General features: G+C 31.6%; 21 protein-coding genes. 14 read left to right on the forward strand and 7 right to left on the reverse strand.

Annotation, left to right across the window (positions count from 1 at the left end; genetic code table 11):
• Positions 1–51 precede the first annotated feature (51 nt).
• The 4 genes from HYY52_05300 to HYY52_05315 are packed head-to-tail and all read left to right on the forward strand — an operon-like array spanning position 52 to position 2,636.
• Positions 52–450 carry a response regulator gene (locus HYY52_05300; protein ID MBI2996105.1) on the forward strand — a complete coding sequence of 133 codons (399 nt, stop codon included), beginning with the start codon at positions 52–54 and terminating at the stop codon, positions 448–450.
• On the forward strand, positions 425–1,231 hold the full coding sequence (locus tag HYY52_05305; GenBank protein ID MBI2996106.1) for an RNA methyltransferase: 807 nt from the start codon (positions 425–427) through the stop codon (positions 1,229–1,231). The genes HYY52_05300 and HYY52_05305 overlap by 26 nt, the downstream gene beginning before the upstream one ends.
• Complete coding sequence (ruvX, locus tag HYY52_05310) at positions 1,210–2,181, forward strand: Holliday junction resolvase RuvX (GenBank protein ID MBI2996107.1); 972 nt, start codon at positions 1,210–1,212, stop codon at positions 2,179–2,181. The genes HYY52_05305 and ruvX overlap by 22 nt, the downstream gene beginning before the upstream one ends.
• A gap of 29 nt (positions 2,182–2,210) precedes the next feature.
• Positions 2,211–2,636 carry a hypothetical protein gene (locus HYY52_05315; GenBank protein MBI2996108.1) on the forward strand — a complete coding sequence of 142 codons (426 nt, stop codon included), beginning with the start codon at positions 2,211–2,213 and terminating at the stop codon, positions 2,634–2,636.
• A gap of 8 nt (positions 2,637–2,644) precedes the next feature.
• On the opposite strand, the gene HYY52_05320 is transcribed toward HYY52_05315, so the two are convergent.
• Complete coding sequence (locus HYY52_05320; protein MBI2996109.1) at positions 2,645–3,016, reverse strand: hypothetical protein; 372 nt, start codon at positions 3,014–3,016, stop codon at positions 2,645–2,647.
• Between the two features lie 47 nt (positions 3,017–3,063).
• Between HYY52_05320 and HYY52_05325 the strand changes: the two genes are divergently transcribed.
• The 5 genes from HYY52_05325 to HYY52_05345 all read left to right on the forward strand — a co-directional run bounded on the left by HYY52_05325 (position 3,064) and on the right by HYY52_05345 (position 10,642).
• The gene (locus HYY52_05325) at positions 3,064–4,050 is read left to right on the forward strand and encodes a glycosyltransferase family 2 protein (GenBank protein MBI2996110.1); all 987 of its coding nucleotides are present in this window, start codon (positions 3,064–3,066) and stop codon (positions 4,048–4,050) included.
• Between the two features lie 172 nt (positions 4,051–4,222).
• Entirely contained in the window at positions 4,223–6,310 is a 2,088-nt protein-coding gene (locus tag HYY52_05330; protein ID MBI2996111.1) for an FHIPEP family type III secretion protein, read from the forward strand.
• Between the two features lie 73 nt (positions 6,311–6,383).
• Positions 6,384–7,700: a FliI/YscN family ATPase gene (locus HYY52_05335; GenBank protein ID MBI2996112.1), complete on the forward strand. Its 1,317-nt coding sequence runs from the start codon at positions 6,384–6,386 to the stop codon at positions 7,698–7,700.
• Between the two features lie 82 nt (positions 7,701–7,782).
• Positions 7,783–10,386 carry a bifunctional acetaldehyde-CoA/alcohol dehydrogenase gene (gene adhE / locus HYY52_05340; GenBank protein ID MBI2996113.1) on the forward strand — a complete coding sequence of 868 codons (2,604 nt, stop codon included), beginning with the start codon at positions 7,783–7,785 and terminating at the stop codon, positions 10,384–10,386.
• Positions 10,376–10,642, forward strand: a complete 267-nt coding sequence (locus tag HYY52_05345; GenBank protein MBI2996114.1) for a hypothetical protein — start codon at positions 10,376–10,378, stop codon at positions 10,640–10,642. Before adhE ends, HYY52_05345 begins: the two co-directional genes overlap by 11 nt.
• A gap of 13 nt (positions 10,643–10,655) precedes the next feature.
• On the opposite strand, the gene HYY52_05350 is transcribed toward HYY52_05345, so the two are convergent.
• Complete coding sequence (locus HYY52_05350; GenBank protein ID MBI2996115.1) at positions 10,656–11,759, reverse strand: hypothetical protein; 1,104 nt, start codon at positions 11,757–11,759, stop codon at positions 10,656–10,658.
• Between the two features lie 24 nt (positions 11,760–11,783).
• Here HYY52_05350 and HYY52_05355 point away from each other — a divergent pair, with 24 nt between their 5' ends.
• The 3 genes from HYY52_05355 (at position 11,784) to HYY52_05365 (ending at position 14,005) form a co-directional block, all read left to right on the forward strand.
• Positions 11,784–11,999 carry a hypothetical protein gene (locus tag HYY52_05355; protein MBI2996116.1) on the forward strand — a complete coding sequence of 72 codons (216 nt, stop codon included), beginning with the start codon at positions 11,784–11,786 and terminating at the stop codon, positions 11,997–11,999.
• A 136-nt stretch (positions 12,000–12,135) separates the two neighbouring features.
• On the forward strand, positions 12,136–12,732 hold the full coding sequence (locus HYY52_05360; protein ID MBI2996117.1) for a hypothetical protein: 597 nt from the start codon (positions 12,136–12,138) through the stop codon (positions 12,730–12,732).
• A 217-nt stretch (positions 12,733–12,949) separates the two neighbouring features.
• A complete protein-coding gene (locus tag HYY52_05365; GenBank protein ID MBI2996118.1) occupies positions 12,950–14,005 on the forward strand; it encodes a Fic family protein in 1,056 nt (351 codons plus the stop codon).
• A 9-nt stretch (positions 14,006–14,014) separates the two neighbouring features.
• Here the strand turns inward: HYY52_05365 and pgeF are convergent, their stop codons facing one another.
• Complete coding sequence (pgeF, locus tag HYY52_05370; GenBank protein ID MBI2996119.1) at positions 14,015–14,800, reverse strand: peptidoglycan editing factor PgeF; 786 nt, start codon at positions 14,798–14,800, stop codon at positions 14,015–14,017.
• A 72-nt stretch (positions 14,801–14,872) separates the two neighbouring features.
• On the opposite strand from pgeF, the gene HYY52_05375 reads away from it, so the two are divergent.
• Positions 14,873–16,117 carry an exonuclease SbcCD subunit D gene (locus HYY52_05375; protein ID MBI2996120.1) on the forward strand — a complete coding sequence of 415 codons (1,245 nt, stop codon included), beginning with the start codon at positions 14,873–14,875 and terminating at the stop codon, positions 16,115–16,117.
• A 269-nt stretch (positions 16,118–16,386) separates the two neighbouring features.
• A complete protein-coding gene (locus HYY52_05380) occupies positions 16,387–17,937 on the forward strand; it encodes a hypothetical protein (protein MBI2996121.1) in 1,551 nt (516 codons plus the stop codon).
• Here HYY52_05380 and HYY52_05385 read toward each other — a convergent pair.
• The 4 genes from HYY52_05385 to HYY52_05400 all read right to left on the reverse strand — a co-directional run bounded on the left by HYY52_05385 (position 17,934) and on the right by HYY52_05400 (position 23,524).
• Positions 17,934–18,194, reverse strand: coding sequence for a hypothetical protein (locus HYY52_05385; protein ID MBI2996122.1), 261 nt, complete (start codon positions 18,192–18,194; stop codon positions 17,934–17,936). The genes HYY52_05380 and HYY52_05385 overlap by 4 nt on opposite strands.
• 201 nt (positions 18,195–18,395) lie before the next feature.
• On the reverse strand, positions 18,396–18,686 hold the full coding sequence (locus HYY52_05390) for a hypothetical protein (protein MBI2996123.1): 291 nt from the start codon (positions 18,684–18,686) through the stop codon (positions 18,396–18,398).
• Positions 18,683–22,171 carry a hypothetical protein gene (locus HYY52_05395; GenBank protein MBI2996124.1) on the reverse strand — a complete coding sequence of 1,163 codons (3,489 nt, stop codon included), beginning with the start codon at positions 22,169–22,171 and terminating at the stop codon, positions 18,683–18,685. The genes HYY52_05390 and HYY52_05395 overlap by 4 nt, the downstream gene beginning before the upstream one ends.
• A gap of 258 nt (positions 22,172–22,429) precedes the next feature.
• Positions 22,430–23,524: a type IV pilus twitching motility protein PilT gene (locus HYY52_05400; protein MBI2996125.1), complete on the reverse strand. Its 1,095-nt coding sequence runs from the start codon at positions 23,522–23,524 to the stop codon at positions 22,430–22,432.
• Positions 23,525–23,527: the final 3 nt, after the last annotated feature.

Below are 23,527 nucleotides of genomic sequence, written 5' to 3' on the forward strand. Positions count from 1 at the left end.
TGGATAATCAGAAACTGTTTTGTGGTAGTTATAATAAGAAGAGGTAGTAATATGCCAAAGATATTAATTGCAGATGATGAACCTTCTTTAAGGCTTTTGGTAAGAGCTACCTTAAGTGCTAACAAGTCTTTTGAAATTATTGAATCATCTGATGGAACTGAAACTTTGTCAAAAGCTCAAAGTGAAATGCCTGATTTAATCTTGCTTGACGTAATGATGCCAGGATTAAGTGGCTTTGAGGTTTGTGAAAGACTAAAGAATGATTCCAAGACAAAAAAAATTACTATAATTATGCTTACAGCAAAAGGCCAACAATCTGATCGTGATTGGGCAATCTCAGTAGGAACAGATTACTTCTTAACAAAGCCTTTTAGTCCTATTGAATTATTTAATTTAATTGAAAAAATATTGTTAAAATCAAATAGTGATAAACAAACAAAAACCTCATAAAGAAGCACTTTTAGAAATAACAAGCAGGCAAAATTCTATATATAAGAAATTAAAAAAAATCTCCAAGGAGAAAACTAATTTAATTTTTATAGAAGGTAGAAAATTACTAATCGAAGCTATAAACAGTCCTATTAAACTTACAGAGGTTTATCTTGATAAAAAAAACAAGGACTTGTATTTAAATATTTTAAATACTAAGAAGCATGATTTAATTTTTATTAATAATGAACTTTTATCTTCTTTATATAACACTGAAAGTAAGCCTACTCAAGATGACTTAGTTATTGCACTTGCTCAAAGACCTACTTTTGAATTATCTAATTTATTTACGGATGAAAAAAATTTAATCTTTCTAGAAAACATTCAAAATCCTGGTAACTTAGGATTAGTAATAAGGGAAGCATTAGCATTCGGAGCTGGTGGAGTAATTTTATCGAGTAACTCAGTTGACCCATATAGTTCAAAAGTAGTTCGTTCCAGTGCTGGTGCTTTATTTAATTTACCAGTAGTAAGTCTTAAAGACATTGATAATCTTAAGAAGATTGTAAAGGAAAAAAAATATAAAATCATAGCAACAAGCTCTAAAAAAGGTAAAGCAATTCAAGAACTAGACTTAAACCAGCCTCTTCTTTATTTATTTGGAAATGAAGGAAGAGGTCTTTCGCAAGAATTATTAGAAATAGCAGATGAAGTAGTTACAATACCTCACAGTGGTAAAGTAGAATCTTTAAATTTGGGAGTTGCTGTAAGTATAGTATTATGGGTTGCATTTTATCAATAGACTATGGATTAAAAAGAATTGGACTTGCAATTTCTGACGAGAATAAGTCTTTTGCTTTTCCTTATGGAGTAATTGAAAATAAAGAAATAAATTATGTGATTTCTCATATAAATAAAATAATCATTGAAAAAGATGTAGAGTTGATTATTATTGGCATGGCCTACAATATGGATAAATCAAAGGGCAAAATGGCTAACAATATAGAAGCTTTTATTAAAAAATTAAAGACACAAATAAATATTTCAATTCAAACTATTGATGAAAGATTAAGTAGTTTTATTGCTGAAGAAAATTTAAGAGAAGCTGGTCTTTCTAGTAAGGAAATAAAATCTAAGATAGATGTAGAAGCTAGCAGATTGTTGCTTGAGGAATACCTTAAACAAAATTCTTTAGAAAAAAAAGAAAAGATAAGGCTTTATTTAGGATATGCTCCAGGTAAAACAACAGCACTTAATGGAATTATATTAAGAGCTTTAGGTGCTAATTTAAAAGTAAAGATTATATTATTTTCAAAATGTCCAGAAAATACAAGCGAGTCAAAAATTTATGAAATACTAAAATTACAATTTCCATACCACTTTGATTTTTTCTTTGCAGGCACATCACGAATAAGAGATGATGGTAGTTTTAGGTTTTTTGGAGATCCAGACGGCTGGACACTTAATGATCAATTAAAACTTGATCAAGGCATAAAACAATTTTCAATAGATATAGCATCTGGTAAATATGACGTTCTCTGTATAGATGAAATTACAGATCTTCTTTATCATAAAGAACAAAGAATATCAGAAAAAATAGCTACACCAATTTTTAAATCCTTAAACCCTAAAACATCCCTTATAGTAACTGGACACTTATGTCCAGATTGGCTAGTAGACATGGCATCTACAGTTGTTAAAGGTAAAGCATACAAACATTACAAAGGATATACCAAAGGTATAGAGTGGTAGCAAACAAATCGTGTTTTATAATATTGGTGGTGAAAAGATATAACAACCCAAACAATATAATTCATGCAATGATCATTACTTCACAGAAGCTTATTGATTTCTTAGGAAAAGATTTATACGAGCTTTTTATCAATTACAAAGTTATTTTAATAAATATTGCACCAGCTTTAGCTTATGGACCAGATTCAGTTTCACTGATTCTTTCAGGTCAAGAAACAAATATTAAAAAATGCTTAAGTCATTTAAGAAAAATATGTTATGGAAAAGAAATTGGAATTGAATCAAAACCAATTAAATCATTGCCACCTGTTTTAAAAGGTTATTTATCTGATATGGAAAACAAAAGTAAATTTGAAAAAATATTTTCTTACTGCTCAAAAGAATATTTAGATTATTGCAAGACAAACAATATCAAGCCACATCCTGAAGTGGTAGAAACAATAACAGGAAATTAGATTAAGATTTATTTTTTTACTGCCTTCAACAACTTTTTAATCTCTAACTTTACTTCACCTTTTGTTTCATTTGTCTTAATTTCAAGCAGTTCTATTATTTCTTGGTAAACATCTAGGTTTGTTACTACATCTTTAATAATTTTAGCTACTATTTCTCGAACTAATTTATCTGGATCAACTATTGTGTCAATAAGATAATTAAACAAAAATGAATCATAGATTTTTGATTCTTTAATAAGATTTTTAATTGCAATAAGTGCACCAATTTTTATTTCTTTTGTTTGAGCTGGGTTAAGCCTGTGGACAAAATTATCACAAAGTTCTACTGAAAGACGTTTTCTTAAATCTTCTTCTTGTTCATAGATAATGGTCTTTATCATTAATTAATATTTTACATTGTAATACTTCTTTGATAAACTAAAAAACAATGCACAATACAATTAAAAAAGTTTCTATTGTCATACCTACATACAACGAAGAAACTAGTTTAAAAGTCTTGCTTGATGAGCTAGAAGATTTTTTAAAAAGTTTTCAGTACAACTATGAAGTGGTTTTTGTAGATGATGGGAGTAAGGACAATTCTTTTAGCCTCTTAAAAGAAGCAGCTTTAAAAAATTCAAACATAAAAGTAATAAGACTAAGAAGAAATTACGGTCAAAGTGCAGCTTTATTAGCAGCAATTGATGAGTCAATTGGTGATGTAATCATCCCACTTGATGCGGATTTACAAAACGATCCAAATGACATACCAAAGTTATTAAACTTAATTGAAGAAGGATATGACTTAGTAAGTGGCTGGAGAAAAAACAGACAGGATAGAACATTAGACAGAAAGATTCCTTCTATGCTTGCCAACAAATTAATTTCCTGGGTTACAGGAATAAAATTACATGATTATGGTTGTTCTTTAAAAGCATACAAAAGAGATGTTTTACATGGAGTTAGATTATATGGAGAGTTACACAGGTTCTTACCTATATGTGCCTCATGGAACGGAGCAAAAGTTGCTGAAATTGAGGTTAATCATAGATCAAGAATTTTTGGAAAATCAAAATATGGATTAAATAGAACTTATAAAGTTGTACTAGATCTTTTAGTACTAAAGTTTTTATCTGACTTTTCAACAAAACCAATTTACTTTTTTGGAGGATTTTCACTAAGTTCATTTGTATTTTCTTTTGTACTTATAATGTGGTCATTGTATTTAAAGGCCTTTAAAAATATTGATTTAGACCATACCCCACTTTTAATTTTTGCTAGTGTGTTTATTATTGTTGGAATGCAACTGTTACTTATGGGAATACTTGCTGACTTACTTATGAGAACATACTTTGAATCTCAGAACAAAAAGACTTACCAAATAAAAGAATCAGTAAATGTTAATGAAGAGCTACCCCTAGGGATAAATCGATGATTTAAGGCAAATTTGATGATAAAACCACTTCTTTTAAACATTTTATTACCTTCATATTATTAGATTATTAGATGCCTAACAATAACAAGGTAATATGAATCTTGAGAATTAGGTATAAGACTTATAAGTGGAAGGTTGTAAGTCTTGAAACTTGTAACTTAAAACTTAAATTGTGTATAGAAAAAATCTTATAAGTGAAGTTATAGTTGGTGGAGTAGTATTTGGATTACTCTTACTAATACTTGTTCCATTACCTCCTTGGCTAATGGATATTTCATTAGCTACTAATATTTCTTTTGCAATTGTTACTTTAGGTATTGCTTTGTATATTGCAAGGCCACTTGATTATGCTGTTTTACCATCAGTACTTTTAATTACAACTTTATTACGTTTATCTTTAAACATTGCTGTTACAAGATTAATTTTGTCACAAGGCTATGCAGGAGAAGTTGTAAATGCTTTTGGACAATTCGTAGCAGGTGGAAACTTAGTAGTAGGTATCATTATCTTTATTATTATTACTGTTGTACAGTTTATTGTTGTTACTAAAGGTGCTGAAAGAATTGCTGAAGTATCAGCAAGATTTGCATTAGATGCAATGCCTGGAAAGCAAATGTCTATTGATGCAGATTTTAATGCAGGACTAATTACAAGTGATCAAGCAAGGCAACGAAGAGCAGACTTAGAAAGAGAATCTTCATTTTATGGAGCAATGGATGGTGCAAGTAAGTTTATAAAAGGAGATGCAATTGCAGGTATTGTAATAACTATTGTAAATATTACTGCAGGTTTAACTATTGGAGTTACACAAAGAGGTTTAGATCTTGCCCAAGCTGCAAATAAATATTCATTACTAACTGTTGGTGATGCACTATCTGCTCAAGTTCCTGCACTAATTTTATCTATTGCAGCTGGCCTTATTGTAACCAGATCTACATCAAGTGCTGAAAGTTTAGGACAAGATATTGGTACACAAATTATGAACAGGCCAAATGCATTAGCACTTGCATCCGGACTTTTATTTTTAATTGGATTTTTACCAGGTTTGCCAACTCCTGCTTTTATAGTTCTCTCATTAATCGTTGGCAGTATGGCTGCTTATGTTTTTACTCAAAGAGCACAAGCTCTAAAAGCAACAGAAGAACAAGCTGCATCTGAACCAAAAGTAAATCCAAGTAGTCCTGATATGATGTATTCATTATTAGAAGTAGACAATCTTGCTATTTGGGTTGGAAGAAATTTACTAGACATAGCAGACCCAGCCAGGCAGGGTACTCTTGTTCCTGAAATAGCCTCGCTTAGACACCAGCTAACTTTAAACCTTGGATATATTTTACCTTCAGTAAGAATTATGGATGCTCCAAGTTTAAGTCCAAACGAGTACAGGATTGTCATAAGAGATACAACTGTTGCTTCAAGTGAAGCTTATCCAGACAGGATGTTAGTGCTCAGGGAATATTGGGACAGGATTTATTCAGAACCACCTCCAGGCGCACTTCCTGGATGGGATCCAGCATTACAAGAACCAGCTTACTGGATTGATCCAGACTATCTTGAACAAATTGACTGGCAGTTTCCAGCAACACCATCAGTAAGAGTAATAACTGCCCACCTGGCCGAAGTTACAAGAAGAAATATTGATGAGCTTTTAACTAAAGCAGACGTAAAGAAAATACTTGAGCAAGCAAAACAAAGAGATTCACAAATAGTAGATAGTTTAGTACCAAACTTAATTAGCCTTGGTGACTTAAGACGTGTTTTTGTAAACTTACTTAAAGAAAGAGTTTCAGTTAGAGATGTTCAATATATTTTAGAACGCTTAGAAGATTTATGTGTTGGAATTAAAGATCCTGATCTTTTGTCAGAAAAATTAAGAATTACTTTAGGTAGACAAATTTGTCTTGAGTTTGCAACACCTGAAAAACAAATTTACTCAATGGCATTCCATCCAGCAACAGAACGTAAACTTGAAGAGTCATTGCAAAGAGTTGAAAATAATCTTGTCTTAATTTTAGATCCACTTCAAATTCAACAATTAGTTACAATGATTTCAAAAGCCTCTAAAAGAATTAACGAAAGATATGGTAGAAAACCAGTTTTAATTTGTGGGCCTGGTTTAAGACTGCCATTATACAGATTGCTTGAACAGTTTGATCCACACATACATGTTTTGTCTTATGCAGAGCTTTCTCCTGACTTTAATGTTCAAGTATTAGAAACAATTGGTGCTGAAGCTCAACAGACAGCATCAGCCGCATAAGAACGAAACGGCGAGACGGCGAGATAGCGAGACGGGGATAGGACTAATGGATAATTTAGTTAATGAAAATTATATAAAAGATTTGAATCGAGAAGTTCAAGACTTGCTTAGTAAGAACGAGCTTCGTAAGTGGACTGGTTATGTAAATAAAGTAGTTGGTTTACTTTTAGAAGCAAAACTTCCTGGTGCAATGGTTGGAGAATTATGTCATGTGATTACGGATCGTGGTGAAATAAAAGCTAGTGAAGTTGTTGGCTTCAGAGGAGAAACTTCACTCTTACTTTTATTAGTTGATGGTGCTGGTGTGCATCAAGGAAGCAGAATAATTCAAACAGGCAGACCAATAGAAGTACTTGTTGGGGAAAGTTTACTTGGACGTGTAATTGATACTTTTGGGAAACCAATAGATGGTAAAGAATTAGATGGAACTTTAGTACCAAGAGCTTTAGATGCAAAGCCACCAGAAGCTTATGGCCGCCCAAGGATTGATACAGTTTTTGCTACAGGTATAAGAGCTATTGATGGACTTTTAACTCTTGGTGTTGGACAAAGAATTGGAATATTTTCTGGCTCAGGAGTTGGAAAAAGTACTACCTTAGGTATGATTGCAAGATATGGAGATGCTGATGTTAATGTTATTGCACTAGTTGGTGAAAGAGGAAGAGAAGTTCAGGATTTTATTGAAGTAAGTTTAGGTGAAGAAGGTTTAAAAAAATCTGTTGTTGTTGTTGCTACATCAGATCAACCTGCAATGTTACGTGTTAAATGTCTTTCTACTGCAACTTCAATTGCAGAATATTTCAGGGATCAAGGGAAAAATGTTCTTCTTATGGCAGACTCAGTTACAAGACTTGCAATGTCAGCAAGAGATGTTGGCCTTTCAGTCGGTGAACCACCAACTATGAAAGGTTATACACCTTCTGTTTTTGCAATGCTGCCAAAAATATTAGAAAGATCAGGCAGATCTAAGGCAGGAGCAATTACAGCAATTTATACAGTACTTGTTGAAGGAGATGATTTTAATGAACCAATTGCTGATGCAGTTCGTGGAATATTAGATGGTCATATTATTTTATCTAGAACAATTGCAGCTAGAAATCATTATCCTTCTATAGACATTTTAAACAGTGTAAGCAGGCTTTTCCCAGAGTTAGCTAATAAGGAACATCAAGAAGCTAGTGCATTTATACGTAACATGATGGCTACTTACAATAGTGCTGAAGATTTAGTTGCAATTGGTGCATATGAAAAAGGCTCAGATCCTAGAATTGATAAAGCTATTTTATTAAAACCTGTAATAGATTCATTTTTACAACAAGGCATATATGAAACCTCCGGTTTTGAAGAAACAATAAAATTACTAATCGACATTTATCAACAAGGAAAATAACTGACAATTTAGTTCTATCTTTCTAATGTCTAAAATGTATTTATAAAAATCTTTTAGTCTTTAAAGGTAAACTATTATGGCTATGAGATTTGCCACTAGTGAAAAAAGTGAAAAACAAGAAAATTTTATCCAGGAAGAATTTTTCCCAAATGTTGATGAGCTTCTCTTAAAAGCAAGACGTGCTTGTGCAGTTTTTACTCAATACACACAAGAACAAGTAGACAAAATAGTTCTTAATGTAACTAAAGCTGCAATTAATCATTCAAAAGATTTTGCAAAACTTGCTGCTTGTGAAACAAGAATGGGGTTATTTGAAGATAAAGTTTTAAAAAATATAGTTGCTAGTGAATTTTTATATCATCAGATTAAAGACAAAAAAACAGTAGGCGTAATTAAGGAAATTAAAGATGAAAAAATGGTTGAAGTTGCAGAACCAATTGGTGTTATTGGTGCTTTAACACCTGTTACAAATCCAACTAGTACAGTTATTTATAAATCTTTAATCTCATTAAAAACTAGAAATACAATTATTTTTAGTCCGCACTTAATGTCTAGTAAATGTGTTGCATACACAGCTGAAATTTTATATAAAGCAGCTTTAGAAGCAGGTGCACCAGAAGGTTGTATAGGCTGGTTAAAAAGAAATTCAAAACTTAGAAAACAAACAAATTATTTAATGCAGCATAGGGAAGTAGATCTAATTTTTGCAACAGGCGGAACTACAATGGTTAAAGTTGCATACAGTAGTGGAAAACCAGCTATTGGAGTAGGTTCCGGGAATACACCTGTTTATGTTCACAAATCTTGTGATATTGCAAGTACAGCTATGGATATTTGCATTTCAAAAACATTTGATAATGGTACTGAGTGTCCTTCTGAACAAACTCTAGTAGTTGATAAAGAGATCTATGATTTTTTACTAAATGAGTTTAAAAAATTAAATTGTTACATTTGTACAGAAGAAGAAATGAAAAAATTAACCCCTACTGTTATTGACATCGAAACTGAAAAAATGAATTATAAGTTTGTTGGAAAAGAAGCTCATAAAATTGCTTTAGCTAGTGGTTTTTCTGTACCTAAAGAAACAAAAATTTTACTTTGTGAGATAGATTCATTTCAAAAAAATCATCTTCTTTTACAAGAAAAATTAATGCCAGTCCTTGGAGTTTTAAAAGCCACTTCAGAAGAAGATGCATTAGATAAATGCTTGCTTGTAAACCATGCTGGAGGTACAGGTCATACAGCAGGTATTTTTGCAAAAGATGAAAAAGTAATTACAAAGTTTCAAGAACTAATTAATGCTGGAAGAATTATTGTTAACCAGCCAACTTCACTTGGAGGACTTGGGGGTTTTTATAATAATCTTTCTACTACTTTAAGTTTTGGTTGTGGAACAGGTGGTGGTAATAGTACTACCGACAATGTTAATATCTATAACCTCTTAAATATAAAAAGAGTTCCTCAAAGACAAATCATGTCAATGTGGTTTAGAATCCCAAATCAAGTTCATTTTAACTCAGGAGCATTATCAGTACTAAAAACGTTAGATGCTAAAAATGCTTTTATTGTAACTGACAACACAATGGAAAAATTAGGCCTGTTAAAAAGAGTAATTGAAAGTTTACCACCTGCTTGTAATTTTAAAGTCTTTAGTGAGGTAGAACCAGAACCTAGTAAAGATATTATTGACAAAGGCTTAAAATATCTTACAAATTTTGCACCAGATTATTTTATTGCATTTGGTGGTGGTTCAGTAATTGATGCTTGTAAAGCAATTAGATTATTTTTTGAGTGCCCGGATATAAAATTTGAAGACCTGGCAGTTGATTTTGTTGATTTTAGAAAACGAGCAATTAATTTCCCCTTACTTGGAAAAACAAGGTTGGTTGCAATACCTACTACAAGTGGAACTGGCAGTGAAGTTAGTCCGGCATGTGTTATCACTGATAAAAAAAATAATTTAAAAGTATCTCTTTTTGATTACAATTTAACACCTGATATAGCAATTGTTGATTCCGAGTTAGTAAAAAATTTACCAATAAAAGCCACAGCAGACACAGGAATTGATGCATTTACTCATGCATTAGAAGCTTTTGTTTCAATTTTTTCATCAGACTTTACTGATGCACTTTGCTTAAGAGCAATAAAAATAATAAACAAATGGTTGCCAATTGCTGTAGAAAATCCAAACAACTTAGAAGCAAGACAAAAAATGCATAATGCAGCAACTTTAGCAGGTATGGCATTTAGCAATGCTTCTGTTGGAATTAATCATGCACTTGCACATGCTTTAGGTGCACAATTTGGCATACCACATGGTAGAGCAAATGCAGTATTTCTTTTAAGTACAATTGACTACAATTCTGGAATGCCAAAAAAATTCATGCCTTTTTCTAATTACAGAAAATATATTGCACATGAAAAATATGCTGAGATAGCAAGATATCTTGATTGTACAGAAGACAATGTAAAACAACTAGTAAATTCATTAAAAGAAAAGGTAAAAGATCTTCTTACAAAATCACTTTTACCAAGGTGTGTTTCAGAGTTAGGAATAAAATTAAATGAATACTTAGCAGCTATTCCAGACTTAGTAAATAAAACTATAAATGATCTAAGTTTAAGAACAAATCCACGAATGCCACTTATAGAAGAATTAGAGGAAATTTTTAAAAATGCTTATTAGTGATGAAACGACTTCAAGAGAGGTTATCTGTTCTACCTTTAACAGTTTAGAAAATCAATTACTTGATAAAAGAGAAATCTCATTAAACTTTGAAAAGATTAATTTCATTTCTGTTTATTTTTTAGAGAGATTAGAAAACTTTGTAAATAAAGCTAAAAGTTTAGATGTAAAAATTCAAATCATTAATGTACACCCTTCAGTTTATAAAGTGTTCCAGGTAAGTAGAATTAAAGATATTTTAAATACTTGTGTTTAAACCATGCATGCAATTAGACCGTCTCAAACATATCAAAGTTTCTTTCTATTGTTTTTTTAACTTCTCTCCATGAAAGTGCCTCAGGTAATCCAAAACTTTTTTGTATTGGTCCCTTAACTGTGTAGCCAATAATTAACTTAGCTCTTAAATCATTTATCATCCTTGGGATATAAAAACCATGCTCTTTGAGACAACGCTCAAGGAGCCACAATATTACCTTTGAGCCCATTTTACTTGAAGTCTTATTAGAAGGGTTATAAATATTGTAAAGCTGATCGTATCTCATTGCCAATGAAGTTAATGTTTGTTCTAGTTTTTGTCTTATTTCTCTTTCTCTTTGTAACTTTAATTCTAAAGTAAGATTCATTGCCTGAAGAGATTTAATCGTTTCACCAGCTGTTAAAAGTTCTCGGTATAAATCATTTGCTCTTAAAGATATTTGCTTTATAGCACCCTTGTGTAATTCATCTCTAATCGCAAAGCGTTTTAAAGCTAGAGCAGAAGGTACACTTTCTTGCACCACAGACATTTTCCACAGTTCAAATCTTTGTTCTGAGATGCTTAAAGCCAGTTTAATACTTCTATCATAATTATCATCTTCCTCAGGCAAGCAACCACCAAAAATTGTACACAGTATTTCAATTCTATCTTCGTACTCTACTCTTTCAGTTTTACTTATATCTTTATTTACTACTACTGACAAAGCATAAGTTGCTGCTCTTGCTGGTTCATAAGTATCTCTAGAAGCAATATGCAACAATAATTCCACATCGCCAGGTTGCAGATCAAAAACAGGCAACCTAATAAAGGCATTGCCATAAGCATAAAGAGCATTTGTTCGAACTGATTCATCTCTGTCATGTACGTTATTTCTAATCAGCTGTTCTAGATTTGGTTCAGACATACATACTTGCTCTAAATAATGTTTAACTCCTAGTAAGGCACTTGCTCTTACTGCAGCATGCTGATCCGAAATATTAGTAACTAACAAGCCAGATAACTCTGGAACAATTCCCCACTTAATGTTGTTTGCAATTGCTAGAAGTGCATTTGCTTTTATACTTATGTCATTAGAGCTAGTGCATTTAATTAGTGCTGGATTTAATTCGAAGTTCACTATACACCTAAGCATGGGAGTTGGCTGAACCAAGCAGAGATTGCTATTAACATGTATGCAAGACAATGCTTAGGTAAATCACGAATTCCAGATATTGAATCTTTGAAAAAGAAAACAAAAGCTTGGAATACTTATGTTAATGAAAAGAAGGTCACTATTAATTGGAGATTTTCAACTAAAGATGCCAGAACTAAATTTAAATATGAGCGGGTAAAAAATATGGAAGAAATTAAATTGTAGTTATACTAGGGAATGTGATCGTGGCTTTAGCGTTACTCCAGAAGGTGCTCAGAAAAATCTTACAGGATATTTTCTAAGCACTCTTTCAGATAGAGATAAGAAGTTTATACCTGTAATTATCACATCCGAGCCATCTTTGAGTGAAGAAGAAATTAATTCAATTGATGAGGGGGGGCACAGCTTAAAAGCAGAGCTAAAATTATATACAAAAATTAGCGAGGCTATGCTAGGACCACATAGATTTAGTCATCATTTTTATTCTTTTCATAAACCACTTGATGCACAACAAGGAGAAGCTTTAGCAAGGCACTTTTTAGAGCCCTATGTGATTTCCGGGAAAGTAGATAGGCCTGAGAATTATGCTGCAGTAGGACAAGTTGTTAAAGATTATACTCCTGCGGTTATTACAAGTACATTTAATCAAGTTGCAAACAGCACTCAAGATAAAGTAAGCATTGAAGATATGCTTAATCCATTAAAAATGGAAATGAGCAGAAGTAAATTGCGTGAAAATACTGAGCTGATTGAATCACTACGAGGTAGGATTACATATTTGGTTGATCTAGATCAAGTGAAAAAAATAAACGGTGAACTTAATTATTCATCTCTTGCCTTAGCTGCAAAAGATTTAAGTCCACGACAAATAAAAGATGCTATTGAAAAACATGCACCAGAAGTTTTAACCCAAGAAAACATAATTGCTGCATTTGAAAAAGTTAAGGGAGAAGGTTAAACATTTCAAACGAAATGTTTTCAGGATATTAATAAATCACTTTGTTCTAGAGATTGGGCTACTGTGATGTCTGCTTAATTTATTGGATTGAAATTAATCAACCGAAAAATTGAGAAATACAACAAGTATGTGTTTAAACTAAGCGGAAGTAGCTTAAACCACAATCTTATATAATCCTATATAATCTTATATAGTCAGGGTATAATTACATTAGATTATGCTAAAACAAAGGTTTGACAATAGAATAAGTAATTTACCATCTTCAATATGGTCAAAAATAGCTAAGATTGATGAACTAAAAGGTAGATGGTTAGGTGGGGTCAATTTAAATCCTCAAATACTTGGAAGACTAAAAAAGTCAGTCCTAGTTACATCAACTGGTGCATCTACAAGGATTGAAGGAGCAAAATTAACAGACAAAGACATAGAAAAACTTCTTAGGGGTCTTTCAATGCAAAAATTCTCTGACAGAGATAAGCAAGAAGTAAAAAGCTATTATGAACTTTTAGAAAATATATTTAATTCTTGGGAAACCATCGGGTTTAGTGAAAGTGCAATTAAGCATTTTCATAAAGAACTTCTAAAATATGTTGAAAAAGATAAATTACACAGAGGTGAATATAAGAAAACTGAAAATAAAGTTCTAATGATAAATGAAGCTGGAGAATCAGTAGGAATATTATTTAATACTACATCAGCTTATTTAACCCCAAAAGAAATGCTTGAGTTAGTTGAATGGACAAAAGAAAGTTTAAAAAGTGAGTCTTTTCATCCGCTTTTAGTAACAGGAAATTTCATAGTAGAGTTTCTTCAAATACACCCATTCCAAGATGGTAATGGAAGGATTTCTAGAATATTAACTAATTTACTTCTTTTAAGAGCAGGATATTTATACATGCCTTATGTTTCACATGAAAAGATAATTGAAGACAACAAACCTGATTATTATTTGGCTTTAAGAAAAACTCAAAAGACTTTTAAAACTAAGAGGGAAAATATATTGCCTTGGTTAGATTTCTTTTTTGACGTTTTGCTTGAACAGTCTAATCAAGCAATTAGTTTACTTTCAGAAGATAATATAGAAGTTATTCTTTCAGAGAAACAAATGAAAGTTTGGCAGTTTATTCAAAAACAAGGGGAAGTTACACCACTTATGATAGAAAGTAAACTTAAGATTCCTAGACCTACAGTAAATCAAATACTCACCAAGTTGCTAGATTTAAAAAGAGTTAACAGAATTGGTATGGGAAGAGCAACAAGATATCAAATATGAAGTATGTGTTTAAACCAAGCATGCAATTAGACCTTGCCTGCCAGCTCTTTTGCCTTGAATCCTTTGAGAGTAAAATAAACTATGATGAAGAGCTGTGTCTAATTCAGAAGTAAAGATTTTCATAACTCCTGCTTGTTCTAGTTGAATGTAGTTTGCTAGTTTTAAATCTACTTTAGGTTTAAGTCCTTCTGTGTTAACTATTTCATCTGCTTCACATGCTTCTATTAAAAGATTTGCAACATCTTCACCTACTTCATAATTTTTTTGACCTATTGCAGGTCCTATTGCTGCAATAATTTGTGATGGTCTAGCTAGGTAATTTTCTTGCATAGCAATAACAGCTTTTTCAACAATTCTTTTACTGGTTCCTTTCCATCCTGCATGCACTAAACCAACTAATCTTTTTTCATGACAATAAAGAAGTACTGGTACACAATCTGCAGCTGTTATTAAAATTGGAATGTTAATAAGATTAGTGACTACAGCATCTGATTCAGTAACTTCTTTAGTATTTTTTTCTAAAACTAAGACATTATCTGAATGAACAATTGGAAGTACTACTAAAGATTCAAAACTTAAGTCCAGGCTTTTACACAATACTTCCCTGTTTTTGTCAACACTTTTTTCAGGAAATACAGTTGGTTGATGTTTACCTAAATTTAAGTCATTTGATTTACCGGTAAATAAGTGTTTTAAGTTATTAAATTCTAATAGATCATTACATTGCCATCCTTTTACTTGTCCAAAATTTACTTCTTCCCAGTCTTTCTTTTGTAATTTTTTTAAAAACATCATAAGGTAAAATATAGCATATGAGAAAGACCATAGACCATAGACCATAGACTATAGACTATAGACCAGCAACTAATGATAAAAATTGTTCATTTTAGTGATCTTCATTTTGGCTCTGGAGAAAGATATGGCTCTTTAAATCCAGAGACTGGACTACATAGAAGGTTTGAAGATTTTATTTCTGCTTTAGATAAACCTGTAAACTTTGCAATTGATAAAAAAGTAGATATGGTTATTTTTACAGGAGATACATATAAACATGCTACTCCTGAACCTGTGTATCAACGAGAGTTTGCAAAAAGGATTAAAAAACTTTCCAAAAATAAAATATTAACAATTTTGCTTGTAGGTAATCATGACATTTTATACAGGATTGATGGATCGGATACCCTTGATATTTACAGTACATTATCAATTGAGCATGTAACAGTATTTAATAAAATTGAATTAAAAAATATTGAAACAAGAAATGGAATTGTTCAAGTAATTACTCTACCTCACATTACAAAGAGCAGATTATTAATAAAGGATGAATATAGAAACTTAAATTTAAAAGAGCAAGATAAATTAATGATTCAAAAAGTAAAAGAAGCAATTAGCGCAATGATTGAAAAATTAGATCCTAAATCTCCTTCTATTTTAATTGGACACGGGACTATAGAAACTGCACAATTTGGTTCAGAGCAGGATTTATCCATTGGTAAAGTTCTAAGTTACCCATTAAGTATTTTTCAAAATACACAAGTTGACTATGTAGGCTTTGGGCATATTCACCGTCATCAGGTTTTACAAAAAGAAAATCCACTAATTTTATATGCAGGCTCCTTGGAAAGGGTAGATTTTAGCGAAGAAAACGAGGATAAAGGTTTTATATATTTAGAACTAGAAAAAGGTAAAGTAAACCACAAGTTTATTTCTACAAATCCAAGGAAATTTATAACTATAAATTGTGATTTAACAAATAGCAAAAATCCACAATTAGATTTTGAAAATAAAGTTAACGAAGTCAACGAAGTTAAAAGCAAAAAAGAAGCAGGAGCTATTGTTAGGGTTAAATATAAAATAAATGAAGAAAATGCTGGTTTAATTAATCAAACACAAATAAAAAAATTACTAAGTGACAGTTTTGCATTTTTAATTCAGAGTGAAATTGTTAATAAGGAAAGGACTTATAGAATTTCAGAACTTGATTCTAATTTAATTACAAACCCGCTTTCTACTCTAGAAAAGTATTTGTTTGAGTATAAGGATGAAGAAAAAAATATTTTGCTTGAGAAAGCTAAAGAGATTGTGAAATCCCTGCCCCACTTAACTCACTAGCTATCAATTTTTAAAAAGGAATTTCTTCAGCAGTAGTAATTACTTCATCAAGATTTTTGCTTGATTTTTTTCATTAATAATCTCTGCACCAAGGGGTAAGGTTTTTACTGTATTGCAATTAAGACGCGTTAATCAAGTTTCACAGTTTTTATTCATTAATTAATTCCACAAATATTAAATTTTCAATTCCCATACCTTGCCTGATTAAAAAACAAAATTCTTTGTGGTATTGTAGTTGCAATTATTTAATACTGCCTGAAGTTACAACTATGATTACAGCAATTAGTAAAACTTCTGAATTACAACCGACTAGAGGTAAAACTCATGTTCATATCCCAAGAAGATATTTAGTAAATGAAGAAACCTTTGAAAGATTTAAACAAAGACAATTTACAAGATTTAAACCAGAACAAATAATAAACGAAGATAATTTAATTCTTCCGCAAACTATTCTTCCTCAAAAACCAAATGCACTTCCAATAGATTTTGCTCAAAGAATAGTTTTAGATCCTTCACTTAAATCTAAGGCTATAAGGATATTAATCAAAAATGGCATTCCTAAAGATGAAGCTAAATGGGAAATTGCTGGAGCCCAGGATCGCTTTCAAGAAGCATGTGATTGGGCAGAGAGAAATAAAACTTATGGTGAAAGCGGAGCTAATGCTGCTCTTATTGCTACTATAACTGGAATATTTCTCTCAGTTTTAAATAATCTTGATTCCGTTCCATCTTTTGTAAAAACAGGAATAAATATTCTTCATAATTTTGCATTAGGAAAACGTGGTCATGACCTCTATACCATCTATAAACAACCTGATGATGATTTAGGAGTAAAGCTTTACCAGAAAGAACATTATGGTAATCATGTCACTGGTGATCTTGCAGATCTTTCTTGTAAGATTGAAACTAAAGTTAAACCTTTTGTTTTACCTTTCCTTTCTTTCCTTGACTCTGATAAACAAGAATCTTTAATTCAATTACTTACACTTCCAACAACTCTTTTTTGGAGAGGGCAATACGTTGGTTACCTTGACCAAAGATTTTTAACACATCTGATGAAGTATGTAGCAAATTGTCCCTTTGCACTATTTGGTAATGAAGCAAGTAAGAAAGTATTGGAAGAAATAAATAAAGATGATTTATTGACAGTTAATTTTATGAAAGAAAGATTAAAATCCTTGCTTGAACTTAAAAGAGGTGAAACAGTATCAAAAAAATTAACTTATTTAGTTAAAGGATTATTTTCAAAAGACATAACGAGAGTAGAAGAATCAGCAGGGATACTTAATGAAGCATTAGCACCACTTTTAGGATTACCTGGATTTGCAGTATCACTTATAGGAGTACCACTGAAAGCAATAAGTACATTTTTATTTTCTGAAGATACTATAAGTGATTCAGTAAGAAGAAAAATAGATTCACTTGCCAGTATAGGAGTAGCAACGCAACAGCTTCTTTATAGTCTTAGGTTTAGTATTAAGGAGCATATTGAGGGTGAAAGAATTCTTGAAAAATTAAAACTTCCAAACAATTATACAGAAGAACAAAAACAAGAGCTTCTAAGAATAGCAAATGAGAGATGCAAGCTCTCAATGATAGGTTTATTTGTAAATAACTTAAATATAATTATGCCATTTGTAAGACTATTTGATGATAGCAATCCATTTATGAAAACAACAAAATCAATTTTATATGAAATATCAAATGGATTAAGTTTATATTTTTTCCCAAAAAGAAGACAACTTAGAGGAGAACGCTTCCTCATTGAAGAAAAAGGGGCATCTGAAAAAGTTAAAAGTGAAAAAGCAATGAAAGATTAATAATCAGTAGTTCGTGGTTCCACTTGCCTGAGCTCAATTAGGCTGCAAGTTGCTGCACTCATAGCTTCCACTTCTCGATCATAAGCAGCAAGTTCTTCTGGAGATAGCGAGTCTCTAAATGCTTGTTGCCGGGCTAACATCTCTTCTACTTTTTTACGAGTGTCTGGAAAAAAAGATGTCCTAACATCAATACCTAGTGCCCTCATTTCTGGAAGTGAAAGTCCTGAATTATTTACTGGCTCAACCATGCCAAGCATTTAATCTCACTTCTTAACTGATATACAGTAAATGTATTAGTTTCTTAACCAAAATTTATGTAAAAATTAGTTAAGTTGAAGTTTTTGAGGTTTTTTTAATCAAAAGAGATACTAAAAATAATTGTAGTCGGGTTTTGGTAAAAAAGAAAAGTTAGTCAGGAATTTCTAAAATGGTTTTTAGTTCTGTAAGTAAGGTTTAACTTATTCAATAATCTCTTCAATCGCAAAAGCTATATTTCCAAAACCAGTTTTATCTAAACGACCTTTAAGTGTTAGCAGTTCACTCTTTCCTATGTGTGGCTTTAAAGATTCAAATATTTTTTTTGTTGCAGGAACTGCTTCAAGTATCCCCGTTTCATCTTCTAGTATGGTGTATTTGACTAATGGGTCTTCAGGGATGAAAGTTGCTCTTACATTAAGCTGTATGTCCCTTGCTAAAATTGTGTCATTTTTTGCATTTTTGAATTTGTCTAATATTTCTTTAATAGTCATGGGATGCCTAACTTGTCAATTAAGATGAAAGGTGATAACTCACCGGGATTGCCAAATGATATTGGGGAAGATGGTACAACAAATTGTAATGGGAAGTAATTATTATGGTCTAAGTAAATCTCTTTTGTATTAACTGCTAAGTCAATAAAAGCTTTAGCTCTTTCAGGTTCTAATTCACCTTTGCTGTTTGGATCGCCAAGTTCAAAAGTGCCTGACTTGTATAATCTTAGTGCTTCTGCAATTTCTGAAGTTGAAGCTTCTAAATCTGGCTTAAGAGATAAGTTAGTTAAGTATGCACCAGAGCCAGTAGGGTTGAGAACTGATCTTACATCACCTTCTGAACTGCTGAAGATTGATTTTGAATCTATAATTTTAGGAATTGCTGTTAATGTCCCATACTTCCTAAACACTCCACCAACAAATGGCTCAACAAATATTGGCAGAGAAGTTCTAGGCACAGTAACACTCATACTAAAAGTATTTTGTCCGTTAAATTGCAGAGTGATTGTATGAGATCCTTCAGGTAAACATGTAGAATAAAATCCAGGATATTGAGGAATATGTGGAAATGGTTCTGTCACATTTACTTTAAAGGTTGATGAATTGTCTATTGATATTCCTGCCATTGTATTTGTTCTCATTCTGTCTAAGTTATTTAGATCTTTCCCGATTATAAATCTTCTGTCAATTGTTCCGCTAACTCTTGTACATGTTGAATCTTTTACTTGCTCAAAGTAATCTAATTTTGTTTTTTGGTTATTTAACGTGGCAGCTACAATGTAAGCTCCAAGACCTAAAGCTACTTTAACCCATGGTGGTAGAGGTAAAAGTGCTTCTTCGTTTGCAAACGCTTTAAATAAAATACTATCTGGTAAATTAGAATCTACTAGAGGACTTTGTAATCCTATTGGCTTTAAAACATTTGTAAGTCCTTTTATTAAAATTACATAAGGAAGATTTTGTTTAATTGAACTTAAAATATATTCCTGATAATTTGATGTGGATATTCCACATTGAAATGTAGTGGTTGTAACTTGTGATTTAAGATTTTGATCTAAGATTTGATTTTGATTACATCTTAAATCATCAATAATTTTTAGAAGTTCATACGTCGCCTCCTGTGTCTCAAGATCATATCCATTATTATTGTCTTCACTTAAAAGTTTTAGGTCTTTCAGTAATTGTTTGAAATCTTTTAAGGTAAGCTCTTCACTAAATGGAAAGCTTACTGATTTTATGTTTAGTGCTAGATCATCTAGAATCGTTGCTGTTCCATTTGTTACAAATGGAAGTTTAATTTTGTCTTCTTCTTTACTTGATTCAGTAAAGAAAGTTTTGTCTCCAATTTTTAATTCACAACTGTCACTTTCATCTCCTGATGTTATTGTGAAGGAGACCTTGTCAAAATTATTCCATTCATCTGGAATTAGAAATGAAATCGTTCCACTCATTGCACCGGTAAGTCTATTTGTTGGATCTATTATTTCGTTTAGGTTTAGTATTGGAACTACTTCTATTGGTTCACTTGTTAAATAACCTTCTGCACTTATTCCTGGTGTCTTCCCGGATTTTTGTGAGTAACTAAATATTACGTTTTTATTTCCCTCATTTTCTCTTTCTACATCACAAAACGTTACTACTTCACCATCTACTTTGTATTCTGCCTTGTCTGCTATTTTGTATCTTGGATCATTTAATTTACTTGCTGCTAAATCTCCAAACTCTTCTTTTACTCTTTGTTTTAGGTCAGTAAGAAAATTGTTACTTCTTTCTAGAGTTACTTTTACAAGCTCTGTTTCTTTTGGTAATCCTGTTATGGTTACTTGCTTACTTAGTTCTTCATTAGTTAATTTCACTTTTTTAGTTTGCGTGGTTAGTAAATTATTCAAAGCATCATACATCTCTAATTTTAATTCAAGTGTATATTTCTCAGGTGTTTTTGTATTGTTTGAAATACTAAGTGTTAATTCCTTTGTCTCCGTTGTTTCTTCTTGTGTTTTCTTGTCTATTTTTCTTTTTAGTTTTCCACTCCCACTATTTATCCTTGGTTTATCTAAAAGAATTAATTTTTGTGGAGTACTATACGAAAATCTTGTTTCATCTTCAGAGGCACTTGAGAAAGCTGTATAAAAATATATTGGTCCAAATACATTCCCACTTTCAAAATCTTTATTAAAGCTTTCGTTAGTTAATAAATTAAAGTTTAATTTAGTAGTTGCTACAATTTGTGGTTTACCTCCATTGTCTTCGTTATCTTTGTTATCTCCATTTTCTTCTGGAAACTCTACAGGAATATTTAATATGTAAGGTTTTTCTTCTTTTGTATATTCTTTTGGCGTGTATTTGAATGTACAATCATAAGTTAATTTTCTATTTGGCAAAGTCTGATTTGGTGTCAGATTACAGTTTAGGTTTAAATTATTTTCTTTTTCACCACTTGGAGTTTCAATATTTGCAGCAGCATTTTTAATTTGTGGTTTTTTATCTTCTGTAAAGGGAGCACTGTCTTCTGTTTGTAGTTTGAATGTTATTGTATTTTCTTTGTCGTAAATTAGATTTTTTGGTTCTACTTTCTGTATGGATGCTTCTACATCGCGGATTACTTGAATACTGTAAGTAAGTGTTGTACTAAGTGAGTTGTTTTCGAAAGTTGTACCATAGAGGTTTGAATACCCTGGATTAGCTGTTAGTGTTTGAGTTATTGTATAAGTTCTAAGTGGCCAGTAAAGAGTTGGGTTATTCCCAATTAAATTAGGATTAAAAAGATCAGTTACTGTATTATTACTATTTAAAATAATGCTCTCAAAGACACTTGGATACAGTCTACAACCGTCTAATTTTCCAATTGTAGATGTTGTAATTAATCCACTCCCAAGTAAACTTCCTCCTATGTTTATATTACTAGAGCTATTATTTATCATAAAAACATTGGAGTTTATTACTAGTTTTGCCTGACCATCATTTTGAGATTTTTGTATATCATCACAAATTACCAAATCTCCAATAAGTTCAAATGGTTCTCCTTGTCTTACTTGATATGTCATTCCATCATTTTTTATTATTCTTACTCCGTTTATTTCACTCACTTTGTTTATTCCATTTATTTCATTATTTTGGCTCTGTTTTTTTAATGTTACTACTTTATTTCCTACAACTTCAAATATTTTACTTGTTTTATTTCCTGCTTTATCTTTTGCAATTATTTCTACTTTTGTTATTGGGGTTATTTGTGTATCTAATATTATTTCAAATGCTTTTTTATTATCGCCAAGATCTTCCAATTCTGTTTCATTTATTGTTTTAATTTCAGTTTCATTATTTATCCTGTATGAAATTGAATCAAAATGTTCATCTTCAACAACACCAGAGATTACAAGTTTATCTTGTACAATTTCTTGAGCATTTACTGGAAGAGCAAAAACACAAATGTTGTTTAATAAACAAATGATACAGAGAAAAGAAATTGTTTTTCTTTTAGTTATCATGAGAGATACATTCAACCAAAAGATTTAAATTTCTTGTATCGGGAAAAACCTTAGATTCAAATGCAACTTATGGTTATATTTACTGCAAAAACAAAATATTTTTTTAATTGTAGAGTTTTTGTCTAATACATTTACTGTATTGATGATATTTTTGGTATCAAAACTTTTTATTTTTTTAATATTTCAAGACACCTTTTATGAAGAGATATTGAGAAGGTTAAATATTTCATGTAACCTTTGGTTGCATTGAAGGCAAAGCTAAAGAGATTGTGAAATCCCTGCCCCACTTAACTCACTAGCTATTAATTTTTCTAGATCTTCTGCTCTGGAGCTTTTAGCAAGTGCATCTTCTGGCCTTATTAATTTTTTCTTTACAAGATCTGCCAAGCCGTTTTCTAAAGTAACCATTCCCAGTCTTCCACCAGTTTGAATAGAAGAATATATTTGTGCAGTCTTGCCTTCTCTTATTAAGTTTGCTATTGCAGGTGTGTTAACTAAAATTTCCATAGCCATAACTCTGCCGTCAATTTGTCCTTGGGAATTTAATTTGGGGATGAGTGTCTGACTAAACACTGCAACAAGTCCATTGCTTAACTGAATTCTAATTTGTTGTTGTTGCTCTGGTGGAAATACATCAACAACACGATCTATAGTTTGTGCTGCTGAACTTGTATGTAATGTACCAAAAACCAAGTGTCCTGTTTCAGCTGCTTTTAAAGCAAGAGCAATTGTTTCAAGATCCCTCATTTCACCAATTAAAATTACATCCGGATCTTCTCTTAAAGCTGCTCTTAATGCATTATCAAAACTATGTGTGTCAGCACCAAGTTCTCTTTGGTTTACAAGTGATCTTTTGCTTGAATGAATGTACTCAATAGGATCTTCAATAGTAAGAATGTGATCTGATCTATTTTCATTTATCCAACCTACCATTGCAGCAAGAGTCGTGCTTTTACCTGAACCAGTTGGTCCAGTTACAAGGACTAAACCCCTTGGTTTTGTACAAACTTGCTGACAAACTTTTGGAAGATTTAATTGTTCAAAGGTAGGTATTTTTGTAGTAATTGTTCTCAATGCAGCTGCAAAGCCTTGCCTGTCTTTATAGACATTCACCCTGAATCTACCAACTCCTTCAATACCATAACTACAATCCAGTTCAAGTTTTTGTTCTAGAATTTTTTTTTGTTCAAGAGTTAATATGCTGTAAATCAAAGCTTTTGTATCTTGTGGTGTTAATGTTTCATATTCTGTTGGTACTAGCTTTCCATCAATTCTTAGAATTGGAGAAGAACCTACACTAATGTGCAAATCACTTGCTTTTTTTTGGATGACTAATTCAATTAATTCTCTCATTTT

The organism is Candidatus Melainabacteria bacterium, from assembly GCA_016193285.1.
Lineage (GTDB): Bacteria > Cyanobacteriota > Vampirovibrionia > 2-02-FULL-35-15 > 2-02-FULL-35-15 > JACPSL01.